Raw genomic sequence first — 20,807 nt, forward strand, 5'->3', positions numbered from 1 at the left:
CGCCAGACGCCGCGCCGGTTACGGCTTGAGCGTCTGGACGAACAGGTCGCCGTCGTTCACCGAGACGAGCGCAGCCACGTCGCCGTTGGCCAGCCGCTTCATCGGTCCGCGCCGCTGGCCCGAGATCCACTTTGTCTGGGCCGACGCGCCAGCCGCTTTGAACTTGCTGTTGAAACGGCGATAGACGATCCGGCTGACGCGGTCGGCGTCGTATTCTTCGAGCGCGAGCAGGAAGCCCGCTCCGTCAAGGGCGACCGCCATAAGCGATTGGTTTTCGGCGCCGCGCGCCAAAACCTTCGGCTTGCCGACCTTCTTGCCCTTTTCGTTGAACCGCTGCGCGGTGACGTCGCAGACGGACAGGCCCGTCGGCGGGAAGCAGTTCAGCAAGGCGAATTCGCCGTTTGAAAGGTCGATGGGCAGCGTGTTGTAGGACGGGGTCGCCGACGCCTCCATCAACACGATGACGCCGCCTCGCGTTTTCCCGTCGCCGTCGTAGATCTGACCCACGACCTCGACCTGAGAACCGAAGACCGTGCGGAAGGCGACCGCGATCACGCCGTCTTCGAACGGATAGAGAATCGGCCGTGAGCTCGCTCCGGCGACGTCGAAGGCGAGCTTGGGCTTCCCGAGCGTTCCGTTCGGCTCGACGAAGCGTCCGATCAGGGACGTCGGGGCGGTCGACCGCGACCAGCCGACGATCGCCCGCCCGCCGGCGATTTCGGTCGTTCGGGCGAATGACACCTGCGCCTCATTTTCGAGCCGCGTGATCTTCGCCGCGGGCTCGCCGCCCTCGAAGAACCGGCCGACGCCTTCGGACGGAGAACCGTCGGGAAACCCCGAGGCCGACCACGTCGCCAACATTCTGCTCCGCCGATCGCTGCGGCGCTGAGCAGGCTGGCGGAAGAGGGCGTCCTGTCGCCGACGCGGCCGTCGGCGCGGATCGGGCCGCCAACGGGCTTCGCCTTCGACGAATAGAAGCGAGCGTAGACCTCGCTTGCCGGAGCCGGGCTTGAGACTTTGCGCCAGACCACGGCGAAGCCGCCCGACCCATCCGCAGTGAGGGTTGGCTGCGAGACCGTGTAGTCCTCATCAGCCTTCGGATTGACCTGGGCGGTCAGCGCCTTCAGCTCGACGGCGGAGGCGGGCCCCGCGCCGATCATCAGCGCGTAGCACGCCGTCACAATCATTTTCCGCACGTCCGTCCCTCCGGCTCGACGCAACCCTAAGATGGTAGGGGCGTCGGCCTCCGGAGCGGTCGATCATCTTCATGGGGGCTTGTCACGATCGCGTTTTCGACCGTCCGGCAGACGGTCGGCGACAACGCCGGATCAGGCCGCGAGTTCGATCACCACCGGCACGTGGTCCGAGGGGCGCTCCCAGCTCCGCACATGTCTGTCGACCCGGACTGCGAGCAGCCGGTCGGCGGCCTGCGGCGAAAGCAGCAGGTGGTCGATCCGGATGCCGTCGTTCTTCTGCCAGGCGCCGGCCTGATAGTCCCAGAAGGTGTAGACGCCGTCGGCCTCGTCGGTCGCGCGCAGCGCTTCGGTGAAGCCGAGCGCCAGCAGCCGCCGCCACGCCGCGCGGGTCTGGGGCAGGAACAGCGCGTCCTTGACCCAGACCTCCGGACGCTTGGCGTCCTGCTTGGCCGGGATGACGTTGTAGTCGCCGGCGAGCACGAAAGGCTCCTCCAGCGCGAGCCGGCCGCGGGCGTGCGCGATCAGCCGCTCCATCCAGGCGAGCTTGTAGTCGTATTTCGGTCCGGGCGCGGGATTGCCGTTCGGCAGGTAAAGCCCGCCGACCCGCACCGCGCCTTCTCCGGTCGACACGACCGCCTCGACGAATCTCGCCTGCTCGTCGGCGTCGTCGCCGGGCAGTCCGACCGTCACGTCCTCGATCGGAAAGCGCGAGAGGATCGCGACGCCGTTGTAGGTCTTCTGTCCGTGAACCGCGACGTTGTAGCCGAGCGCCTCGATCGCCTCGCGCGGAAAGGCCTCGTCGACGCATTTGAGTTCCTGGAGGCAGACGACGTCGGGGCGCGCCTCCTCGAGCCATCGGACCGCCAGGTCGATGCGCGACTTGATCGAGTTGACGTTCCAGGTGGCGATCAGCACAGGCGGGCGCTCCGGGCGATGGACGCGCGACCCTAGGCCCGCGGACTTTGCGAGGAAAGCCGGGCAAGAAAAAAGGGCCGCCCGAAAATCGAGCGGCCCAAGTCTAGGGAGGAAACGCCCGAGAGGGCAGCAACGGCGGCCAAGGGCGCGCCGTCACGAGGAAACACTTGGTCTAAAAATGCGGACTTTCCTAGGCGCCGAATACGCATGACCGCCATGCGCGCGCTTTCAGGGACTCTGTGTCGCGGGGCCCACGGACTTAAGGGGGGCTTGCATATGATAGATCTGTCAGACCGCCCGGCGGGACTTTAGCGCGCGGAGCCCGTCGCGGCTTTCAGCCGGACTTTCATCGCGAAGTTGGCGCTGGCTCCGGTCGTCGGCTGCGCTCCGATCCGCATCGTCGTCCGGTCGGCGTAGCTGGACGTGACGCTGAGGCTCGCGAGCTCGCACGTTTCAGCGATGGTCTCGAGCAGGAGGCCGCAATCGCGATCGATCATCCGGTAGATCATCCGCACCGCATCGTCCTGGCGCGTTCCGGCGTCCTCCAGGCGTTCGACGGGAAGCGTGACGCTGCGCCGGGCCTGGACGAGGATCTCGCCCTCTTTGAGTTCGGCGGCCGGCCCGACGCGCCGTGACGCGTAAGGGGAGGGGGTCTGAGCCATCGCCTCGGTCGCAGCCAGAGCGACGAGCAAGGCGAGGGCCAACGGCTTCCGGGTCATGCGGCGCTCCATCAGGATGTTCCCGTCGATCACGGGCGTCGTAATGACTTGAGGCCGCCAGACGCGATTTCGCGTCGGCCGCGGACAATCCGCCGCCGGCGGCTGTCACGCTTTCGAGAGCGCGATCAGACCGAGAAGCTCGTCCCGCAGCCGCACGACGCCGTGGCGTTCGGATTGGTGATCTTGAACGATGCGCCGATCAATTCGTCGACGAAGTCGATCTGGGAGCCGGCGAGGAAGGGCAGGGACACGGGATCGATCAGCACCGTGGCGCCGTCGTTGGCGATGACGAGATCGTCGGGCTGGGCGCTGGTGTCGAAGCCGAAGTCGTATTGGAAGCCCGAGCAGCCGCCGCCGAGCACGCTGACGCGCAGTTTGGTCTCGGGCGTCTCCGTCGCGAGGATCTCGCGAATGCGGGCCACGGCGCGGTCGGTGACGACGACGGGAATTTCGGTGGTCATGTCGAACCTGTCCAGATGATGTCGGGCGCGGCCTGTCGTTTGCGGCCGTTGCCTTTCGTCTTGTTGAAGAGGTAAGCACGCTCGCGGCGCCGGTCAACGAAACGGCGTCTTGCCGGAGCGCATCCCCGTGGACGTCGCCGCCTGGATCGAACGACGGCGAGCCCCTTACGCCGCCGATCCGAAGAAAAGCCGCGGACGCCTCGTGGCCGAATCCGCAAGCCCCACGCGCACCGACTTCCAGCGCGACCGGGACCGCGTGCTGCACTCCACCGCGTTCCGGCGCCTGAAGCACAAGACGCAGGTCTTCGTCTATCACGAGGGCGACCACTACCGGACGCGCCTCACCCATACGCTCGAAGTCGCGCAGATCGCGCGCTCGATCGCCCGCGCGCTCGGCCTCGACGAGGATCTGGCGGAGACGATCGCGCTCGCCCACGACATCGGGCATCCGCCCTTCGGCCACGCGGGCGAGCGCGCCCTCGACGGCCTGATGGAGCCCTATGGCGGCTTCGACCACAACGCCCAGACGCTGCGCGTGCTGATGCGGCTCGAGCGGCGCTACGCCGAATTCGACGGGCTGAACCTCACCTTCGAGTCGCTAGAAGGCGTGCTGAAGCACAATGGCCCGCTCGACGCCTTCGGCGCGCCGAAGGCCGCGATCGCGGACGCCGCCGAGCGGCTTGGCGCGCCGTTCGCCGGCCATGCGAGCGGCGAAGCGCAGGCCGCCGCCATCGCCGACGACATCGCCTACGACGCCCATGACGTCGACGACGGCCTGCGCGCGCGCCTGTTCGTTCTCGACGATGTCGCCGACGCGCCGCTGCTCGGCGACATCCTCTCCGAGGTGCGCGGACGCTATCCGGCCCTCGACGACCATCGGGCCGGCCACGAGGTCGTGCGCCGCGTCATCACCCGGCTGGTCGAGGACGCGATCGCGGAAGGCGCGCGCCGGATCGACGCGCTCGCGCCGGCCTCGCTCGAAGACGTCCGCGCCTCCGCCGAACCCGTGATCGCTTTCTCCAAGCCGATGGCGGAGCAAGAGCGCGAGGTGAAGCGCTTCTTGCGCGCCCGGATGTACCGTCATCCGCGCGTCGACCGGGTGATGAAGGACGCGGCGGGCATCGTGTCGGATCTGTTCGGGCGCTATTTCGCCGATCCGTCGGCGCTGCCGGCCGACTGGGCGCGTGAGGCGGGCATGGGCGGAGAGACCAGCCACGCCCGCGCCGTCGCCGATTTCATCGCCGGCATGACCGACCGCTACGCGATCGACGAGCACCGCCGGCTGTTTGACCTCACCCCTGATTTGCTTTAGCCGCCGGACGTTCCCCCGCCCGGAAAAATCATGAACTCGAACGTCTCAAACGTTTTCGCCGACTTCGCCGCGCGGCTGCGCGCGATCCTCGTCAGCCTCAGCGCGGAGGGCGCGATCGCCCGCCTGCCGGATCTCGCGCGCGTGGTGGTGGAGCCTCCCCGCGACGCCAGCCACGGCGATCTTGCGACCAACGCCGCCATGGTGCTGGCCAAGGAGCTCGGCCTGAGGCCGCGCGACCTCGCCGAGGCGATCGCGAAGAAGCTCGAGGCCGACCCGGACGTCGAGGCGGCTTCCGTGGCCGGGCCGGGCTTCGTCAACATGCGGCTCTCGGGCGACTATTGGCGCGGCGCGCTCGCCGCCGCTCTCGCGGCTGGAAAGGACTTCGGCAAGCCGGTCGCCGCCGAGCGGACTCCGATAAACGTCGAATATGTCTCCGCCAACCCCACCGGCCCGATGCATGTCGGCCATTGCCGCGGCGCCGTGTTCGGCGACGCGCTCGCCAACCTCCTCGTCTTCGCGGGCGAGGACGTCACGCGCGAATATTACATCAACGACGCCGGCGCCCAGGTCGACGTGCTCGCCCGCTCGGCGCATCTGCGCTACCGCGAGGCGCTGGGCGAGGACATCGGCGCCATTCCCGACGGCCTCTATCCTGGCGACTATCTGAAGCCGGTCGGGCAGGCGCTCGCCGCGCTGCACGGCGCCGAACTTCGGGACAAGCCGGAGGCGCAGTGGCTGCCGGTCGTCAAGGCCGCCACCATCGCCGCCATGATGGAGATGATCCGCCAGGACCTCGCGAGCCTCGGCGTGCGCCATGACGTCTTTTTCTCTGAGTCGACCCTCCATGGTCCCGGCGGCCCGATCGTCGAGGCCGTCGAGGCGTTGAAGAGTCAGGCTCTGATTTACGAGGGCAGGCTGTCCCCGCCCAAGGGCCAGCTTCCGGAAGATTGGGAGGACCGCGAGCAGACCCTGTTCCGCGCCACCGCCTTCGGCGACGACGTCGACCGGCCGCTCATGAAGTCGGACGGCTCCTACACCTACTTCGCGGCTGACGTCGCCTACTTCCGCTCCAAATATGAGCGTGGCTTCAAGGAGATGGTGTTCGTTCTCGGCGCCGACCACGGCGGCTACGTGAAGCGCCTGGAGGCCGTCGGGCGGGCGCTGTCCGGCGGCTCCGCCAAGGTCACCGTCGAGCTTTGCCAGCTCGTGCGCCTGTTCCGCGGCGGCGAGCCGGTGCGCATGTCGAAGCGGGCGGGCGACTTCGTCACGCTGCGCGACGTCGTCGACGAGGTCGGCCGCGACGCGGTGCGCTTCATGATGCTGTTCCGCTCGAACGACGCCGTGCTCGACTTCGACTTCGTCAAGGTCGCCGAGCAGTCCCGCGACAATCCGGTGTTTTACGTCCAGTATGCGCATGCGCGCTGCCAGTCGATTCTTCGCAACGGGCTCGAAATGCACGGGAGCCCGAAGTCCGAGCCGGATCTCTCGTTGCTTCAGGACCCGGGCGAGCTCGACCTCATCCGGCGGATCGCGGCCTGGCCGCGCGCCGTCGAGCAGGCGGCCGCCGCCCGTCAGCCTCACAGGATCGCGTTCTTCCTGCACGATCTCGCGAGCGACCTGCATTCGCACTGGAACCGCGGCAAGGATTCGCCGGATTTACGCTTCATTATGGAAAATAATGAATTGTTGTCTCAGGCTCGACTTCGCTTGGTGGACGCCGTCGCTCTGGTGCTCGCGGCAGGTCTTGCTATTCTGGGGGTCTCGGCCCCTGACGAGATGCGATGAGTTTACGGGTTCTGTCTCAACGGCGTCCGGCGTTCCGCCGGCCGTCGGACGGGCCCGCGGGAGGCCTGCGGGATGCGTAACCAAGCGGTGAGGCGCGGCGAGATGGCCGGCGGCCGGAACGATCAACGCTACGACGATCAGCAGGGCCAGTGGGCGGAGGACGGCTACGAGCTGCGTCCCGGCCACCACTATGGCGACGACTACGATCGCCAGCGCTACGGCCACGCCCAGGGCGAGCCCGAGCCTGATTACGATCCGCGCGCCTATGCGCCGAACCCCGAAGAGCCCTACGGCTTCGACGATTCCGGCCAGCCGCTTTACTATCAGCCGGAGCCCCGCAGCCTGAAAAGCGGCGGCCGCAGCGGCATGTTGATGGTCGGCGCGGTGCTCGCGGTCGCCATCGTCGGCGGCGCCGGCGCGGTCGGCTACAAGATGATGGGTTCGAGCGGGTTCGGCGGCGAGCCGCCGCTGATCAAGGCCGACACCGAGCCGGTCAAGAGCGTGCCGGATAAGTCCGCCGAGTCGCAGCAGCAGAACAAGGCGATCTACGACCGGGTCGAGGGCGGCGCTCCGGCGAAGTCCAAGGTCGTGTCGCGCGAGGAGGAGCCGGTGGACCTGCCGCGCGCTCCCGCAAGCGAGCCGCGTCCTGACGGCTCCCGCATCATCCTGCCGGGCGGAACCGCTTCGACGGAGACCACCGCGCCCTCGACCAACGGATCCGAGCCGCGCCGCGTGAAGACGGTCGCGATCCGTCCCGACCAGCCGGTGGCCGCTCCCCAGCCCGCCACCCCGCAGATCCCGGCGCCGCAGCAGCTCGCCTCGCGCGATCCGATCGCCGAGACGGCCCGCACCGGTGAGGCTCCACGCGGCAGCGAGTTCGACAACGGCATCATCGCCGACGGCGACTCGCCGCGTCTCGCCGCCGCCCCGAGCCGTCCCGCGCCGCAGCCGACCCCGGCGGCCCGGCCGGCGACGCCACCCCAGCAGCAGCCGGCTCCGGTCAGCCGCTCGACGGCGGCTCCGGCTCCGGCTCCCGCTCCTCAGCGCGCTGATCCTCAGCAGGTCGCGGCGGTGGCGCCGCGCGCCGCGGCTCCGGCGGGCGCCGCCGCGCAGCCGCGGCCGTCCGCCGGCGGCTTCGTGGTCCAGGTGACGTCGCAGCGATCGGAAACCGACGCTCGCACCGCCTACGCCAACCTGCAGAAGCGCTATCCCTCGGTGCTCGGGCCCTATCAGCCCTCGATCCAGACCGCGACGGTCGGCGACCGCGGCGTTTACTACCGCGTCCGGGTCGGGCCGTTCGGGTCGAGCTCTGACGCTTCGACGGTGTGCAACAATCTCCGCGCGGCCGGCGGCGACTGCGTGGTCGCCCGCAACTGACGCGGTTTGAAACTGAATTTCGCCCGCGGCCGGCCGGAAGGCCAGCTGCGGGCGTCTCGATTCTCAAGGGGCGCAGATGACCGCCGGCGCGTTCACCGTGGGCTGCAGCGGCCCGACCCTCACCCCCGGTGAGCGCGCCTATCTGCGCGACGCAAACCCTTGGGGCCTCATCCTTTTCGGCCGCAACGTCGTCTCGCTGGAGCAGATCGCGCGGCTGACCGCTGACTTTCGCGACTGCGTCGGCCGGGACGACGCGCCGGTGCTGATCGACCAGGAGGGCGGCCGGGTCCAGCGCATCCGTCCGCCGCTCAGTTTCCCGCATCCGCCGGCCGCCCGCTATGGCGCGCTCTATGAAACCGACCCGGCGGCGGCGCTCGCGGCGGCCCGCGCCGGCGCGGAGCTTATGGCGGCGGAGCTCGCGGCGGTGGGCGTCACCGTCGACTGCCTGCCGGTGATCGACGTGCCGGCCGCAGGCCTCACCGACGCGATCGGCGACCGCGTCTATGGGCGCACCGCCGAAGCCGTTGCGGCTCTTGGGAAGGCGGTGATCGACGGGTGCCTCGCACAAGGGGTTCTGCCGGTCATCAAGCACATGCCGGGGCACGGCCGGGCCACCGTCGACAGCCATTACGAGCTGCCGAAGGTGGCGGCGGATCGCGCGGCGCTCGAGGCGGCGGATTTCGCCGCCTTCCGCCACGTCGCCGACGCCCCGCTCGGCATGAGCGCCCATGTCGTCTTCGAAGCCATCGACCCGGACCGCCCGGCGACCCTGTCTCCGATCGTGATCCAGGAGATCATCCGCCGCCATATCGGCTTCGACGGGCTGCTGATGACCGACGACCTCTCGATGAAGGCGCTCAAAGGTCCGGTCGGCGCCTCGGCCGCGGGCGCGATCGCGGCGGGCTGCGACATCGCCTTGCATTGCAGCGGCGACATGGGCGAAATGATCGAGGTCGCGGCGGCGGCGCCGCGGCTTGAAGGTCGCTCGGCCGAGAGGGCCGCGCGGGCGCTCGCGCTGCTCGTCGGGCCGCGGGAGGTCGACATGGCGGCGCTCGCCGCGACGCGCGACCGACTGCTCGCGGAAGCGGTCGCCTGACGCCGCCGGGGAGCGGCGCTTGACCGGAACGCAGACGCCGGACGCGGACGAGTTCGAGGCCGACCAGCGGCCGAGCCCCGAGTCGCCGGCCCTGCTGCTCGATCTCGACGGTTTCGAAGGCCCGCTCGACCTGCTGCTCGACCTCGCCCGTCGCCAGAAGGTCGATCTGGCGAAGATCTCGATTCTCGAACTCGCCGAGCAGTATCTCGCCTTCGTCGAGGCCGCGCGCGCCGACCAGCTGGAGCTCGCGGCCGACTATCTCGTGATGGCGGCCTGGCTCGCTTATCTGAAGTCCCGCCTTCTCGTGCCGGACGCGCCCTCCGAGGACGACGAGATCCCGCCCGAGATCGCGGCCGCGGCGCTCGCCTTTCGGCTGCGGCGGCTCGAAGCCATGCGGCGGGCCGGGGCCGCGCTGCTCGATCGCCCGCTGCTCGGCCGCGACGCGCTGCCGCGCGGCGAGGCCCCGGCCCAAGGCGCCGAGGCGCCGACGCTCTGGACCGCGACGCTCTACGATCTCTTGACCGCCTATGCCCGCCAGAGGGTCAAGACGCTGCACACGCAGGTCACCGTGCAGCGCCGGCCGCACTGGACGCTCGCCGAGGCGCGCTCGGCGCTTGAGCGGCTCGTCGGGCGCTCGGCCGACTGGGCGCGTCTCGACGGGCTGCTGCTGCGCTTCATGACGCCGCAGATGCGCGCCTCGGTGCTCGCCTCCGGGCTCGGCGCGTCGCTCGAGCTCGCGCGGGAAGGGCGGATGGAGATCCGGCAGGAGCGCGCCTTCGGGCCGCTGTTCGTGCGCTCCGGCGCTCCGCTCGCGCTCGTGTCGCCGTCCGGAGACAAGCGGTGAGCGAGGAGGAGCCCACATTTCCGGGCCCCGGCTTCGACGGCCGTCTGACGCCGGAGGACCGCGCCCGCGCGCCTCTCGATCATCTGCGGCTCGTCGAGGCCGTTCTGTTCGCCTCGCAGGCGCCGGTGGAGGAGCGGGCGCTCGCGGCCCGGCTGCCGGTCGACGCCGACCTGCGCCTGCTGATGCGGGTTCTGGTCGAGGACTACGCCGCGCGCGGCGTGAACCTGCGCCGGGTGGGCGACGCCTGGGCGTTCCGCACCGCGCCCGACGTCGCCGCGGCGCTGTCGGGGGAGGCGAGGGAGCCCAGGAAGCTGTCGCGCGCGGCGATCGAGACGCTCGCGATCATCGCCTATCACCAGCCCGCGACCCGCGCGGAGATCGAGGAGATTCGCGGCGTCGCGACCTCGCGGGGCACGCTCGAAACGCTTCTGGAGGCCGGCTTCGTGCGGTTCCGGGGGCGCCGCAGGGCGCCGGGCCGCCCGGTGACGTTCGGCACCACGGCGGGCTTCCTCGATCATTTCGGGCTCGAGAAAGTCTCCGATCTGCCCGGCCTTTCCGAAATGAAGGCCGCGGGCCTGCTCGACGCCCGCCTGCCGCCCGGGCTCGAAATGCCGCCGCCGGTCGACGACGAGTCGCTGCGCGACGACGAGGAGCCGCTCGGCGACGGCGATCCGTTCTCGGGCGAGCTCCCGTCGGGCGGCGAGGAGGAGCGGTAACCACTCCGCGTCTCGTTGACGCGCGAGTGACCCCTACGGACGTCTAACTTCTTGTGTTTGTCGTCCGCCGCTCTTAGGTTCCGATCTCGCCGGGGAGCCATTGCGCGGAGAGATGACCGCGTGCGTCAATCGTCGGCGGTTCGAAAGGGAATGTCATGAGCCTCACGCATTGGTTGGTCGTCGCGGTGCTCGTGCTGCTGCTGTTCGGCCGCGGCAAGATTTCCGAGCTCATGGGCGACATGGCTAAGGGCATCAAGAGCTTCAAGAAGGGTCTTGCCGAAGAGGACGAGGTCGCCGACGGCATGTCGCAGCAGAACCGTCCGGCGCAGACCATCGAGCATCGCGCCGATCAGCAGGTCCGTCCGACCGTCGGCAGCGTCGACGGCCGGAAGTCGTCCTGATCGTTTAAGCGGGAGGCGGCCGCCCTCTAGCGGCGGCCGCGCAAGCGCCCGTTCCGGCGCTGGACCACGCCCATGTTCGACATCGCCTGGTCCGAGTTCCTCGTCGTCGCGGTCGTCGCGCTCGTCGTGGTGGGCCCCAAGGATTTGCCTGCTCTGCTGCGCACCGTCGGCAAGACGGTCGCGAGTCTTCGCCGCATGGCCGGCGAGTTCCAGGGCCAGTTCAACGAAGCCATGCGCGAGGCCGAGCTCGACGGCCTCAAGGACGAGGTGACGGGCCTCAAGGACAAGGCGTCGCGCATGGTCGGCGCGAGCCCGTTCCAGATCGCCCGCGACGAGATCAAGAACGCGCTGAACGGCAGCGACCAGAAGTCCAAGGACGCGCCCTCGGCGCTCGCCGGCGGATCCGAAGACGCCGCCAAGCCGTCTGTCGCCTCGGACGTCCCGTCCGCGCTTGCTCCGCCGGCCCCGACCATCGACCCGACGCCCGAGCCGCCTGCGCCGACCGAGGCCGAGTTCCGGCCGACGGCCGCGCCTGCGATGCGGCCGGCCGAGGCGACGTCGACGTCCTCCGATCAGGCTGCGAAAGCCGCCAGGACCGCCGCCGCAACCGACGGAACCGCGCCCGCGCCCAAAGCAGCGGTCAAGAAGGCCGCCAAGGCCGCGAAGCCCGCCGCCGAACCGGCGACGCCTGAAAAGAAGCCTGCGGCCAAGCCCGGCGTTAAGGCTGCGTCCAAGACGACCACCAAGTCGACGACCAAGGCGCCCGCCAAGGCCGTGACGGAGACGAAGCCCGCCAAATCGGCCGGCAAGTCCGCCGGAGCGTCGGCGGCCGCCGAGGACAAGAGCGAGCCGACCCCGCCCGGAGCCGCTGCGTGAGTCAGGCTGACATCGACGCCACCAAGGCGCCGCTCATCGAGCATCTGATCGAGCTCCGCGCACGACTGATCCGATCCATCATCGCCTTTGCGATCTCGTTCGCGCTCTGCTTCGCGGTGGCCGGGCACATCTTCAACATCCTGCTCGTTCCCTACGAGCTCGCGGCCGGCTCTTCCGCCGCGATCCGGCTGCAATACACCGCGCCGCAGGAATATTTCATCACGCAGATCAAGCTCGCGATGTTCGGCGCGGGCTTCATCTCGTTCCCGATCGTGGCGAACCAGATCTACAAGTTCGTCGCGCCGGGCCTCTACAAGAACGAGCGCGACGCCTTCTACCCGTACCTGATCGCGACCCCGATCCTGTTCTTCCTCGGCGCGGCCTTCGTCTATTTCGCCGCGATGCCGCTCGCGATGAAGTTCTTCCTGTCGATGCAGCAGGTGGGCGCGGAGGGGCGGCCGTCCATCGAGCTGATCGCGCGGACGAGCGAATACCTCTCGCTGATCATGACGCTGATCTTCGCCTTCGGCATCTGCTTCCAGACGCCGGTGATTCTCACGCTCCTGGCCCGCGCGGGCTTCATCGACGCCGCCTGGCTCGTGGCCAAGCGCCGCTACGCCATCGTGGTGGTGTTCGCGGTCGCCGCGGTGCTGACCCCGCCCGACGTCATCAGTCAGATCGCGCTCGCGGTGCCGACTTTGCTGCTCTACGAGATTTCGATCTGGGTCGTCAGGATGACCGAGAAGAAGCGCGCGGCGGAAGAGACGAAAGAGCCGGACGAGGACGACGAGGCGTAAGCCGTTCGTCTCCAGGCCGAACTGCATGCTTCGAGACGCGCCTCAGGCGGCCATCAGCATGAGGCGGGTTTGCGCCCGGCACTTGATCCTCTTCGCTCCTCATGCTGAGGAGCCCGCGTAAGCGGGCGTCTCGAAGCACGCAGTCCGACGCCGCCAGAACTGTCCGCAATGACGGAAGCGATTCTCCGATGCACGACATCCGCCTGATCCGCGACAATCCGGACGATTTCGACCGCGGCCTCGCCCGCCGGGGTCTGGCGCCGCTGTCGGGAAAGCTGATCGCGATCGACGAAAAGCGCCGCGAGGTCATCGGCCGCCTGCAGGCGCTCCAGGAGCGCCGCAACGCGGCCTCCAAGGAGGTCGGCCAGGCCAAGGCGCAGAAGGACGAGGCCCGCGCCGCGGCGCTGATCGAGGAGGTGGGGCGGCTCAAGCAGGACGTGCCCGCGGCCGAGGCCGAGCAGGCCGCGATCGAGCAGGAGCTGCAGACCTCGCTCGCCGAGATCCCCAACATCCCGCTGCTCGAGGTACCGGACGGGCCCGACGAGAGCGGAAACGTCGAGCTTCACCGCGTCGGCGAGCCGCGCGAGATCCACGACGCCAAGGCGCACTACGACCTCGGCGAGGCGCTTGGCCTGATCGACTTCGAGGCCGCGAGCCGCATGTCCGGCGCGCGCTTCGCCGTGCTGAAGGGCGGCGTCGCGCGGCTCGAACGCGCGCTCCAGAGCTTCATGCTCGACCTGCATACGGGGGAGCACGGCTACACGGAGGTCGCCCCGCCACTGTTGGTGCGCGATGAAGCGATGTTTGGCACGGCGCAATTGCCGAAATTTAAAGACGATCAGTTTCAATCAACAATCTATTCTTTTCGTTCGAAAAATATAAAGCCGCGAGGTCCGGGATCGTACGACTCTTTCGACCCATCTCTGATGTTCGAGATTACGGATGCCGACGAACGGCGGGCGTTTGAGAAGCTAAAACACTCTGGGCGAATAGGCATAAGCTTCGGAAAGAAACCGACGATTAGCGTCTCAAATCGGACTTGGCTCATCCCCACCGCCGAAGTCTCTCTCACCAATCTCGTCCGCGAACAGATCCTCTCCGAGGAGGAGCTCCCCCTCCGCTTCACCGCCGGCACCCCTTGTTTCCGCGCGGAAGCCGGCGCCGCCGGGCGCGACACGCGCGGGCTGATCCGCCAGCACCAGTTCACCAAGGTCGAGCTGGTCTCGATCACCGCGCCCGAGAAGAGCCTTGAGGAGCACGAGCGCATGCTCGGTTGCGCCGAAGAGGTTCTGAAGCGGCTGGAGCTGCCGTTCCGCACCGTCACGCTCTGCACGGGCGACATGGGGTTCGCCTCGCAGAAGACCTACGACATCGAGGTCTGGCTGCCGGCGCAGAAGACCTATCGCGAGATCTCGTCCTGCTCGGTCTGCGGCGAGTTCCAGGCCCGGCGCATGAACGCGCGCTACCGCCCGGCCGAGGGCAAGGGCCCGCGCTTCGTCCACACGCTCAACGGCTCAGGGGTCGCGGTCGGCCGCGCGCTGGTCGCGGTGCTGGAGAACTACCAGCAGAGCGACGGTTCCGTCGCAGTCCCGTCGGCGCTGCAGCGCTATATGGGCGGGCTGGAGCGCATCGAGCGCGCCGGCTGAGATCCATTGCGTGCTTCGAGACGCGCCTACGGCGCTCCTCAGCATGAGGCGCGTTCGAGCAAGCAAGACGGTCCTCATGCTGAGGAGGCCGCGCAAGCGGCCGTCTCGAAGCACGCAGTTCGCCTTATGAAAGCGTTTGATCGATGAGAATTCTCCTCACCAACGACGACGGCGTGAACGCCCCGGGCCTCGAGGCCCTCGAGGAGATCGCCGCGGCCATTTCCGACGACGTCTGGGTCGTGGCGCCGGAGGCCGACCAGTCGGGCGCCTCGCACTCGATCTCGCTCTCGGACCCGCTGCGCCTGCGGCAGATCGGCGAGAAGCGCTTCGCGGTGCGCGGCACGCCGAGCGACTGCGTCATCATGGGCGTGCGCCACGTGCTGAAGGACAACCGGCCCGACCTCATCCTCTCAGGTGTCAACCGCGGCCAGAACGTCGCCGAGGACGTCACCTATTCGGGCACCATCGCCGGCGCGATCGAGGGCACGCTGCTCGGCGTCCGCTCGATCGCGCTCAGCCAGAATTTTGATCGCAAGCGCGAGGACGTCGAGGACATGTTCGCCGTCGCCCGCGCGCGCGGTCCCGAGGTGGTGAGGACCATCATCGAGGCCGGCTTCGAGCGCGACCGGCTGGTGAACGTCAATTTTCCGGGATGCCTGCCGGAGGAGGTGCGTGGCGTCTCCGTCGCGCGCCAGGGCCAGCGGAACCAGGAGCTTCTGACGGTCGAGCAGCGCGCGGACGGGCGCGGCAACCCGTATTTCTGGCTGATGTTCGGTCGCGCCGAGTTTGATCCGGGCGAGGGCACCGACCTCGAGGCCATCCGCCAGAAGCGGATTTCCGTGACCCCGCTCAAAATCGACTTGACCGACGACGCCTCGTTCGACCGACTGCGGAAAGCCTTCGCAGAGAGCTGAGTCCAAAAATGTCCGAGTCCGGCGACGAGATCGAGCGCACGCGCCGCGCCGAGCTCGTGCTGTCGCTGCGGAGCCGCGGGATCCGGCATCTGCGCACGCTCGCGGCGATCGAGACCATTCCGCGCTCGGCCTTCGCCCCGTCGCGGCTCGCCGAACACGCCTATTCCGACCGCGCGCTGCCGATCGCCTGCGGGCAGACGATGGAGCGCCCCTCGGAGATCGCCAAGGCGATCGACGCGCTCGGCGTGGGCGAGCTCGACACGGTGCTCGAGATCGGCTCGGGCTCGGGCTACGCCACCGCGATCTTCGCCCAGATCTCACGACGCCTCTTCACCGTCGAACGCTGGCGCACGCTCGCCGACAACGCCGAGCGGCGGGTGAGGGCGCTCGGCAACGCCGACCATGTCGTGTTCTCGGTCGCCGACGGGTTGCTCGGCCTGCCCGATCAGGGGCCGTTCGAGCGCATCTTCGTGTCGGCCGCGGTCGAGGCGCCGCCGTCGGCGCTGCTCAACCAGCTGAAGCCCGGCGGCGTCATGGTGCTGGCGGTCGGCCCGGTCGCCGGCCAGCGGCTCACGCGGATCACCAAGGCGCGCGACGGCTCGCTCGAGGAGTTCACGCTCGGCGCGGCGCGCCTGCCGCCGGCCGTCCCCGGGGTCGCGGCGGCGCTCTGAACGAAGGCGTTTTTTCGGATAACGGCGAAGCCGCCGCCGGGCATGACGGAGAGGCGGCTCCACGGTCCGAAACCAGCGCCCGTCCACAGCCCCCGATCGCCTGCAAGCGGCGCGTTTCTTGGGACTGCGCCGCTCAACCCCCGCGCGCCAAGCTTTGCGGCGACTTTTAGGCGAATGCCGCGTTCAGCTAACCGGCTGTTTACCTCAATGGGTTTTAACTGAACTCATGTTGGTCGAGTTGGTCGCGAGTGCCCACCATGCGTAACTTCGTCCCGTCTCTGCGGACCCGCCTCATGGTCCGCGTCGCCGCGATCGCCCTCGTGTCGGGTTCGGTCGCAGCTTGCAGCTCGGACTCGAGCCGCTTCTCCGAAAGCCCCTTCTCCAATCCGTTCTCCTCGGCCTCGAACGACGCGCCGCGCCAGCAGCGCTCGTCCGACACCTACGCGACCGGCTCCGTCCAGGCCGCTCCGACGACGCGCATCCAGCGCGCCCCGCTCGGCGCGCCGAACGCGGTCCAGCAGCGCCCGATGTACGGCTACGGAAACGGCGCCTCCTCCTCGTCGTCGTCCTCGGGCGGCTCCTACCGCGCCTCGAGCCTTCCGCCGGTCCAGCAGCGCTCCGAGCCCGTCTCGACCGGCTCCGTGTCGGGCCGCTCCACCGGCTGGTCGGCCGACAGCGGCACCACGATCACGCTCGGCCGAGGCGAGACGGTCACCACCGCGGCCAACCGCTACGGCGTGCCGGCGAGCGCGATCCTGCAGGCCAACGGCCTCCAGAACGCGAACGGGATCGGCGAAGGCAGCCGCCTCGTGATCCCGAGCTATTCGGGCGGCTCCTCGCGCATGGCCGCCGCGCCGCTGCGCCCCGCCGCGCCGGTCTCTTCGCCGGTCGCGACGACGCGCCCGGCGCCGATGCGCCCGCAGCCGGTCGCCGCGGCGCCGGCCACCGCCTCCGCTCCCAAGATGCAGTTCATCCAGGGCGCGCAGCCGAAGGTCGCCGAAGCCAAGCCCGCGCCGGTTCCGGCCAAGCCTGTCCAGGTCGCGGCCCAGGCCCCGGCCAAGCCCGCCCTGAAGCCGAGCGTCGAGGCCCCGCGCGAGCAGGCCTTCGCGGCCCAGCCGGTCAAGCCCTCGGCGGCTCCGCAGCCGAGCGAGTCCGACAACGTCAAGACCGCGGCGCTCAAGGCCGATCCGGCTCCGGCGGCTCCCTCGGTCGCCGACAGCGGCCCCTCGTTCCGCTGGCCGGTCCGCGGCCGCGTGATCTCGGGCTACGGCTCGAAGACCAGCGGCGCATCGAACGACGGCGTCAACATCGCGGTGCCGGAAGGCACCGAGGTCAAGGCCTCGGACGACGGCGTCGTCGCTTACTCGGGCAGCGAGCTCAAGGGCTTTGGCAACCTCGTGCTGATCCGCCACTCGAACGGCTGGGTCACGGCCTACGCGCACAACAGCGCGCTCAACGTGAAGCGCGGCGACACGGTGCGCCGTGGCCAGATCATCGCCAAGTCCGGCTCGACCGGCTCCGTCTCCTCGCCGCAGCTGCACTTCGAAGTGCGCAAGGGCGCCTCGACGGTCGACCCGATGAAGCATCTGCCGGACGTGTGAGTATCTGTCCGGTAGTCAGCGAGGGCCCGGCGGAGCGATCCGCCGGGCCTTTTCGTTTGCGGCCGACCGTCATCTCGGACGCGCGAAGCGCGAGCCGGGATCGTGATCGGAAATGGGCTCGTCATGCCCCGGCTCGTCCGGGGCATCCACTGTTCCGATGCGCGGGGCATTGGCCCGCACGTGGATCCCCCGGACGAGCCGGGGGATGACGATTGAGGGTCAGGCGCGCTTTTCGGAAGACGGTCCCGGATCGGCCTTCGGCCGTCCGGGATGACGTCTTGGGGCTCTTCAGCCCTCGTCGCGGCCCGCCAGATCCTGGATGAACTGCCACGCCACGCGGCCTGAGCGCGAGCCGCGCGTCGTCGCCCATTCGAGCGCCTCGCGGCGCAGCGTCTCGGGGTCGGCTTTGAGCCCAAGATGCTCGGCGTAGCCCGTGACCATCGCCAGAAACTCCTCCTGGGAGCAGCGATGGAAGCCGAGCCAGAGGCCGAAGCGGTCCGACAGCGAGACCTTCTCCTCGACCGCCTCGCCGGCGTGGATCGCGGTCGAGCGCTCGTTCTCGATCATCTCGCGGGCGAGCAGATGCCGGCGGTTCGAGGTGGCGTAGAACAGCACGTTTTCGGGCCGTCCCTCGATGCCGCCCTCCAGAACCGCCTTCAGCGACTTGTAGGAGGCGTCGGCGAGATCGAACGACAGGTCGTCGCAGAACAGCAGGAACGGGAAGGGCGCGGCCCGCAGCAGCGACATCAGCGTCGGGAGCGTCTCGATGTCCTCGCGATGGATCTCGACGAGCTTCAGCCTCGGCCGGCCTTCGCGCTCCATCGTCTCGACGACCGTCGCGTGAGAAGCCTTCACCAGCGAGCTCTTGCCCATGCCCCGCGCGCCCCAGAGCAGGGCGTTGTTGGCGGGCTTGCCGCGGGCGAATCGCAGCGTGTTGTCGAGGAGGGTGTCGCGGGCGCGGTCGACGCCCTTCAGCAGCCGCATGTCCACGCGGCTGACCTTCGCGACCGGGATCAGCCGCTTTTCGACCGCCGACCACACGAAGGCGTCGGCGACCTCAAAGTCCGGCGCCTGGACGCGGGGAGGGGCCATGCGCTCGAGCGCCTCGGCGATGCGCGCGAGAAGCTCGTCGCGCGTGTCGGTCGCGGGCATGGAGTAGAACGGATCGGACACGGCGAAAGCCCTCGACGGCGGAAAACGGCGCGCGGCGTCCGGACCCGGCCCGGACGATCCGCGTTCGCGCGAAGCTCTACGCCCGTCATGGGTGGTGCGGTCAAGCCGGGACGGGGCCGCAGGGCGTCGCGACGAGCCGTCGAAGGTCCCATCGGGCGCGTGATTTGATTTCGCGGGGGCCGTGGCTATAGTCCGCGCCGCCTCGCCGGGGGCACGACGCCCGGCCGTCATTTTCAAAGGTTCTGCCGCCTCGGGCTCAACGACGTGGCGCGAATCCCACGCCGGAGCTTCCGCAGATGTTCGTTACGCCCGCCTTCGCCCAGGGCGCCGCTCCCGCGGGAGGGCTCGATCAGACCCTGATCAGCTTCTTCCCGCTGATCCTGATCTTCGTGATCATGTACTTCCTGATCCTCCGTCCGCAGCAGAAGCGCGTGAAGGAGCATCGCGAGATGATCAAGAACGTGCGCCGCGGCGACACGATCGTCACCGGCGGCGGCATCATCGCCAAGGTGGTGAAGGTCGTGGACGACGCCGAGGTCCAGGTCGAGATCGCCGACAACGTCCGCGTCCGTCTCGCCCGCAGCATGATCTCCGAGGTTCGCGCCAAGGGCGAGCCGGTCAAGACCGAAGGCGCCTGACGCCCGTCGCGGCCGCGGCGCGGTTCCCCGCGCCGCCGCCTGTTGAAAGCCGCCGATAATGCTTCATTTCTCGCCCTGGAAGATCGCCGGCGTCCTCGCGCTCTGCGCGCTCGGCGTTCTGCTGCTGATCCCCAATTTCCTGTCGCAGCAGGCCCGCGACGCCTATCCGAGCTGGTTCCCGGCGCGCACGGTCGTGCTCGGGCTCGATCTCCAGGGCGGCTCGCAGCTGCTGCTCGAGGTCGACGGCCCGGCGCTCCGCCGCACCCGCATCGCCGCCACCCAGGACGACGTCCGCCGGGTGCTGCGCGAGGCGCGCATCGGCACCACCGCGATCGCGCTCGACGGCCAGACGGTGCGCGCCACGCTGCGCGATCCGAGCCAGATGAGCCTCGCGCTCGAAAAGCTCCGGACGCTCGCGGTCCCGGCCTCCTCGGGCGTGTTCGGCGGCACGGGCCCGAACGAAGTCGAGGTCGGCCAGCAGGGCGACAACATCGTCACCGCCACCGCGACGGAAGCCGGCCTCCAGGCGCGCATCCGCTCCGCGGTCGACCAGTCGATCGAGATCGTGCGTCGCCGCGTCGACGAGCTCGGCACGGTCGAGCCCTCGATCCAGCGCCAGGGCGCCGACCGCATCCTCGTGCAGGTGCCGGGCCTCCAGGATCCGCAGCGCCTGAAGGACATCCTCGGCAAGACCGCGGCGCTCTCCTTCCGCCTCGTCGACCGCTCCGTGCCGCCCGAGCAGGCCGCCGCCGGCCGTCCGCCGGAAGGCTCGGAAGTCCTGTTCGAGACGCAAGCCGGACAGCGCGTGCCCGTGCTCGTCGAGAAGCGCGTGATGGTGTCGGGCGAAGACCTCGTCGACGCTCAGCCGGGCTTCGACCAGCGCACGCGCGAGCCGATCGTCCAGTTCCGCTTCAACAATCGCGGCGCCCGCCAGTTCGGCGCGGTGACGCAGGCCAATGTCGGCAATCCCTTCGCCATCATCCTCGACAACGAGGTGATCTCGGCGCCGCGCATCAACGAACCGATCACCGGCGGCTCGGGCCAGATCTCCGGCAACTTCACGGTCGAGAGCGCCAACGACCTCGCGGTGTTGCTGCGCGCGGGCGCGCTGCCGGCGCCGCTCACCGTCATCGAGGAGCGCACCGTCGGCCCAGGCCTCGGACAGGACTCGATCGAGGCCGGCACCCGCGCCACCTGGTACGCGGCCGCCTTCGTCGTGGTCTTCATGTTCGCGACCTACGGCGTGTTCGGCTTCATCGCCAACATCGCGCTGCTGGTCCACGTCGTGTTCATCTTCGCGCTGATGTCGGTGCTGGGCGCGACGCTCACGCTTCCGGGCATCGCCGGCGTGGTGCTGACCATCGGCACCGCGGTCGACTCCAACGTTCTGATCTACGAGCGCATACGCGAAGAGTTCAGGGCGGGACGAAGCATGGTGTCGGCGATCGACGCCGGTTTCCGGCACGCTTTCGCAGTCATCATCGACTCGAACTCCACCATGGGCATCGCGGCCGTGATCCTGTTCCTGCTGGGCTCGGGCCCGGTGCGGGGCTTCGCGGTGGTGTTCATCCTCGGCATTCTGACGACCGTGATCACGGCCGTGACCATGACGCGCATGATGATCGCGCTCTGGTACCGCCGCTCGCGTCCGCAGACGCTGCCGTTCTGA

General features: G+C 69.2%; 20 protein-coding genes. 15 read left to right on the plus strand and 5 right to left on the minus strand.

Translation table 11 applies throughout. The features are described from left to right. Nucleotides 1-18: 18 nt before the first annotated feature. The 4 genes from ACFOWB_RS15630 to erpA form a co-directional block, all read right to left on the minus strand. Nucleotides 19-858: a hypothetical protein gene (locus ACFOWB_RS15630; protein ID WP_378148168.1), complete on the minus strand. Its 840-nt coding sequence runs from the start codon at nucleotides 856-858 to the stop codon at nucleotides 19-21. Nucleotides 859-1,328: 470 nt separating this feature from the next. Then, a complete protein-coding gene (gene xth / locus ACFOWB_RS15635; RefSeq protein WP_261403107.1) occupies nucleotides 1,329-2,111 on the minus strand; it encodes an exodeoxyribonuclease III in 783 nt (260 codons plus the stop codon). 308 nt (nucleotides 2,112-2,419) lie between these two features. Next, nucleotides 2,420-2,830, minus strand: coding sequence for a hypothetical protein (locus tag ACFOWB_RS15640; RefSeq protein ID WP_378148171.1), 411 nt, complete (start codon nucleotides 2,828-2,830; stop codon nucleotides 2,420-2,422). 125 nt (nucleotides 2,831-2,955) lie between these two features. Further along, complete coding sequence (erpA, locus tag ACFOWB_RS15645; protein ID WP_261403109.1) at nucleotides 2,956-3,291, minus strand: iron-sulfur cluster insertion protein ErpA; 336 nt, start codon at nucleotides 3,289-3,291, stop codon at nucleotides 2,956-2,958. A 127-nt stretch (nucleotides 3,292-3,418) separates the two neighbouring features. Here erpA and ACFOWB_RS15650 point away from each other — a divergent pair, with 127 nt between their 5' ends. From ACFOWB_RS15650 to ACFOWB_RS15710, 13 genes are all read left to right on the plus strand, one after another. Further along, on the plus strand, nucleotides 3,419-4,603 hold the full coding sequence (locus ACFOWB_RS15650; protein WP_378148175.1) for a deoxyguanosinetriphosphate triphosphohydrolase: 1,185 nt from the start codon (nucleotides 3,419-3,421) through the stop codon (nucleotides 4,601-4,603). Nucleotides 4,604-4,633: 30 nt separating this feature from the next. Next, on the plus strand, nucleotides 4,634-6,388 hold the full coding sequence (gene argS, locus ACFOWB_RS15655; protein WP_261403110.1) for an arginine--tRNA ligase: 1,755 nt from the start codon (nucleotides 4,634-4,636) through the stop codon (nucleotides 6,386-6,388). Nucleotides 6,389-6,460: 72 nt separating this feature from the next. Beyond that, on the plus strand, nucleotides 6,461-7,765 hold the full coding sequence (locus tag ACFOWB_RS15660; protein ID WP_261403111.1) for an SPOR domain-containing protein: 1,305 nt from the start codon (nucleotides 6,461-6,463) through the stop codon (nucleotides 7,763-7,765). A 76-nt stretch (nucleotides 7,766-7,841) separates the two neighbouring features. Then, nucleotides 7,842-8,861, plus strand: coding sequence for a beta-N-acetylhexosaminidase (gene nagZ / locus ACFOWB_RS15665; RefSeq protein WP_261403112.1), 1,020 nt, complete (start codon nucleotides 7,842-7,844; stop codon nucleotides 8,859-8,861). Between the two features lie 19 nt (nucleotides 8,862-8,880). After that, nucleotides 8,881-9,705 carry a segregation and condensation protein A gene (locus ACFOWB_RS15670; RefSeq protein WP_261403113.1) on the plus strand — a complete coding sequence of 275 codons (825 nt, stop codon included), beginning with the start codon at nucleotides 8,881-8,883 and terminating at the stop codon, nucleotides 9,703-9,705. Next, complete coding sequence (gene scpB / locus ACFOWB_RS15675; RefSeq protein WP_261403114.1) at nucleotides 9,702-10,421, plus strand: SMC-Scp complex subunit ScpB; 720 nt, start codon at nucleotides 9,702-9,704, stop codon at nucleotides 10,419-10,421. The genes ACFOWB_RS15670 and scpB overlap by 4 nt, the downstream gene beginning before the upstream one ends. A gap of 155 nt (nucleotides 10,422-10,576) precedes the next feature. After that, nucleotides 10,577-10,822: a twin-arginine translocase TatA/TatE family subunit gene (locus ACFOWB_RS15680; RefSeq protein ID WP_261403115.1), complete on the plus strand. Its 246-nt coding sequence runs from the start codon at nucleotides 10,577-10,579 to the stop codon at nucleotides 10,820-10,822. Between the two features lie 72 nt (nucleotides 10,823-10,894). Continuing rightward, entirely contained in the window at nucleotides 10,895-11,698 is an 804-nt protein-coding gene (gene tatB / locus ACFOWB_RS15685) for a Sec-independent protein translocase protein TatB (protein ID WP_261403116.1), read from the plus strand. Next, a complete protein-coding gene (gene tatC / locus ACFOWB_RS15690; protein ID WP_261403117.1) occupies nucleotides 11,695-12,495 on the plus strand; it encodes a twin-arginine translocase subunit TatC in 801 nt (266 codons plus the stop codon). The genes tatB and tatC overlap by 4 nt, the downstream gene beginning before the upstream one ends. A gap of 188 nt (nucleotides 12,496-12,683) precedes the next feature. Next, nucleotides 12,684-14,141 (plus strand): serine--tRNA ligase, encoded by a 1,458-nt coding sequence (serS, locus tag ACFOWB_RS15695; protein ID WP_261403118.1) that lies wholly within the window; start codon nucleotides 12,684-12,686, stop codon nucleotides 14,139-14,141. Between the two features lie 143 nt (nucleotides 14,142-14,284). Beyond that, entirely contained in the window at nucleotides 14,285-15,055 is a 771-nt protein-coding gene (surE, locus tag ACFOWB_RS15700) for a 5'/3'-nucleotidase SurE (protein WP_261403119.1), read from the plus strand. 8 nt (nucleotides 15,056-15,063) lie between these two features. Continuing rightward, nucleotides 15,064-15,726: a protein-L-isoaspartate(D-aspartate) O-methyltransferase gene (locus ACFOWB_RS15705; protein ID WP_261403120.1), complete on the plus strand. Its 663-nt coding sequence runs from the start codon at nucleotides 15,064-15,066 to the stop codon at nucleotides 15,724-15,726. Nucleotides 15,727-15,983: 257 nt separating this feature from the next. Then, nucleotides 15,984-17,327 carry a LysM peptidoglycan-binding domain-containing M23 family metallopeptidase gene (locus ACFOWB_RS15710; RefSeq protein WP_261403121.1) on the plus strand — a complete coding sequence of 448 codons (1,344 nt, stop codon included), beginning with the start codon at nucleotides 15,984-15,986 and terminating at the stop codon, nucleotides 17,325-17,327. Between the two features lie 288 nt (nucleotides 17,328-17,615). Here ACFOWB_RS15710 and ACFOWB_RS15715 read toward each other — a convergent pair whose 3' ends face one another. Further along, complete coding sequence (locus ACFOWB_RS15715) at nucleotides 17,616-18,479, minus strand: ATP-binding protein (RefSeq protein ID WP_378148816.1); 864 nt, start codon at nucleotides 18,477-18,479, stop codon at nucleotides 17,616-17,618. A 317-nt stretch (nucleotides 18,480-18,796) separates the two neighbouring features. On the opposite strand from ACFOWB_RS15715, the gene yajC reads away from it, so the two are divergent. Together yajC and secD are read left to right on the plus strand one after the other, a co-directional pair. Further along, a complete protein-coding gene (yajC, locus tag ACFOWB_RS15720) occupies nucleotides 18,797-19,138 on the plus strand; it encodes a preprotein translocase subunit YajC (RefSeq protein WP_261403122.1) in 342 nt (113 codons plus the stop codon). A 58-nt stretch (nucleotides 19,139-19,196) separates the two neighbouring features. Beyond that, nucleotides 19,197-20,807 carry a protein translocase subunit SecD gene (gene secD / locus ACFOWB_RS15725; RefSeq protein ID WP_261403123.1) on the plus strand — a complete coding sequence of 537 codons (1,611 nt, stop codon included), beginning with the start codon at nucleotides 19,197-19,199 and terminating at the stop codon, nucleotides 20,805-20,807.

The sequence above is a fragment of the Chenggangzhangella methanolivorans genome (genome assembly GCF_042648545.1).
Taxonomy (GTDB): Bacteria; Pseudomonadota; Alphaproteobacteria; order Rhizobiales; family Methylopilaceae; genus Methylopila; species Methylopila methanolivorans.

What these genes read in the sequence shown, in the direction of transcription:
- yajC (WP_261403122.1), top strand. Translation starts at nt 18,797, where the DNA reads ATGTTCGTTACGCCCGCCTTCGCCCAGGGCGCCGCTCCCGCGGGAGGG.
- tatB (WP_261403116.1), top strand. Translation starts at nt 10,895, where the DNA reads ATGTTCGACATCGCCTGGTCCGAGTTCCTCGTCGTCGCGGTCGTCGCG.
- ACFOWB_RS15640 (WP_378148171.1), bottom strand. Translation starts at nt 2,830, where the DNA reads ATGACCCGGAAGCCGTTGGCCCTCGCCTTGCTCGTCGCTCTGGCTGCG.
- erpA (WP_261403109.1), bottom strand. Translation starts at nt 3,291, where the DNA reads ATGACCACCGAAATTCCCGTCGTCGTCACCGACCGCGCCGTGGCCCGC.
- ACFOWB_RS15715 (WP_378148816.1), bottom strand. Translation starts at nt 18,479, where the DNA reads ATGCCCGCGACCGACACGCGCGACGAGCTTCTCGCGCGCATCGCCGAG.
- surE (WP_261403119.1), top strand. Translation starts at nt 14,285, where the DNA reads ATGAGAATTCTCCTCACCAACGACGACGGCGTGAACGCCCCGGGCCTC.
- ACFOWB_RS15705 (WP_261403120.1), top strand. Translation starts at nt 15,064, where the DNA reads ATGTCCGAGTCCGGCGACGAGATCGAGCGCACGCGCCGCGCCGAGCTC.
- ACFOWB_RS15680 (WP_261403115.1), top strand. Translation starts at nt 10,577, where the DNA reads ATGAGCCTCACGCATTGGTTGGTCGTCGCGGTGCTCGTGCTGCTGCTG.
- secD (WP_261403123.1), top strand. Translation starts at nt 19,197, where the DNA reads ATGCTTCATTTCTCGCCCTGGAAGATCGCCGGCGTCCTCGCGCTCTGC.
- serS (WP_261403118.1), top strand. Translation starts at nt 12,684, where the DNA reads ATGCACGACATCCGCCTGATCCGCGACAATCCGGACGATTTCGACCGC.
- nagZ (WP_261403112.1), top strand. Translation starts at nt 7,842, where the DNA reads ATGACCGCCGGCGCGTTCACCGTGGGCTGCAGCGGCCCGACCCTCACC.
- argS (WP_261403110.1), top strand. Translation starts at nt 4,634, where the DNA reads ATGAACTCGAACGTCTCAAACGTTTTCGCCGACTTCGCCGCGCGGCTG.
- ACFOWB_RS15710 (WP_261403121.1), top strand. Translation starts at nt 15,984, where the DNA reads ATGCGTAACTTCGTCCCGTCTCTGCGGACCCGCCTCATGGTCCGCGTC.
- ACFOWB_RS15660 (WP_261403111.1), top strand. Translation starts at nt 6,461, where the DNA reads ATGCGTAACCAAGCGGTGAGGCGCGGCGAGATGGCCGGCGGCCGGAAC.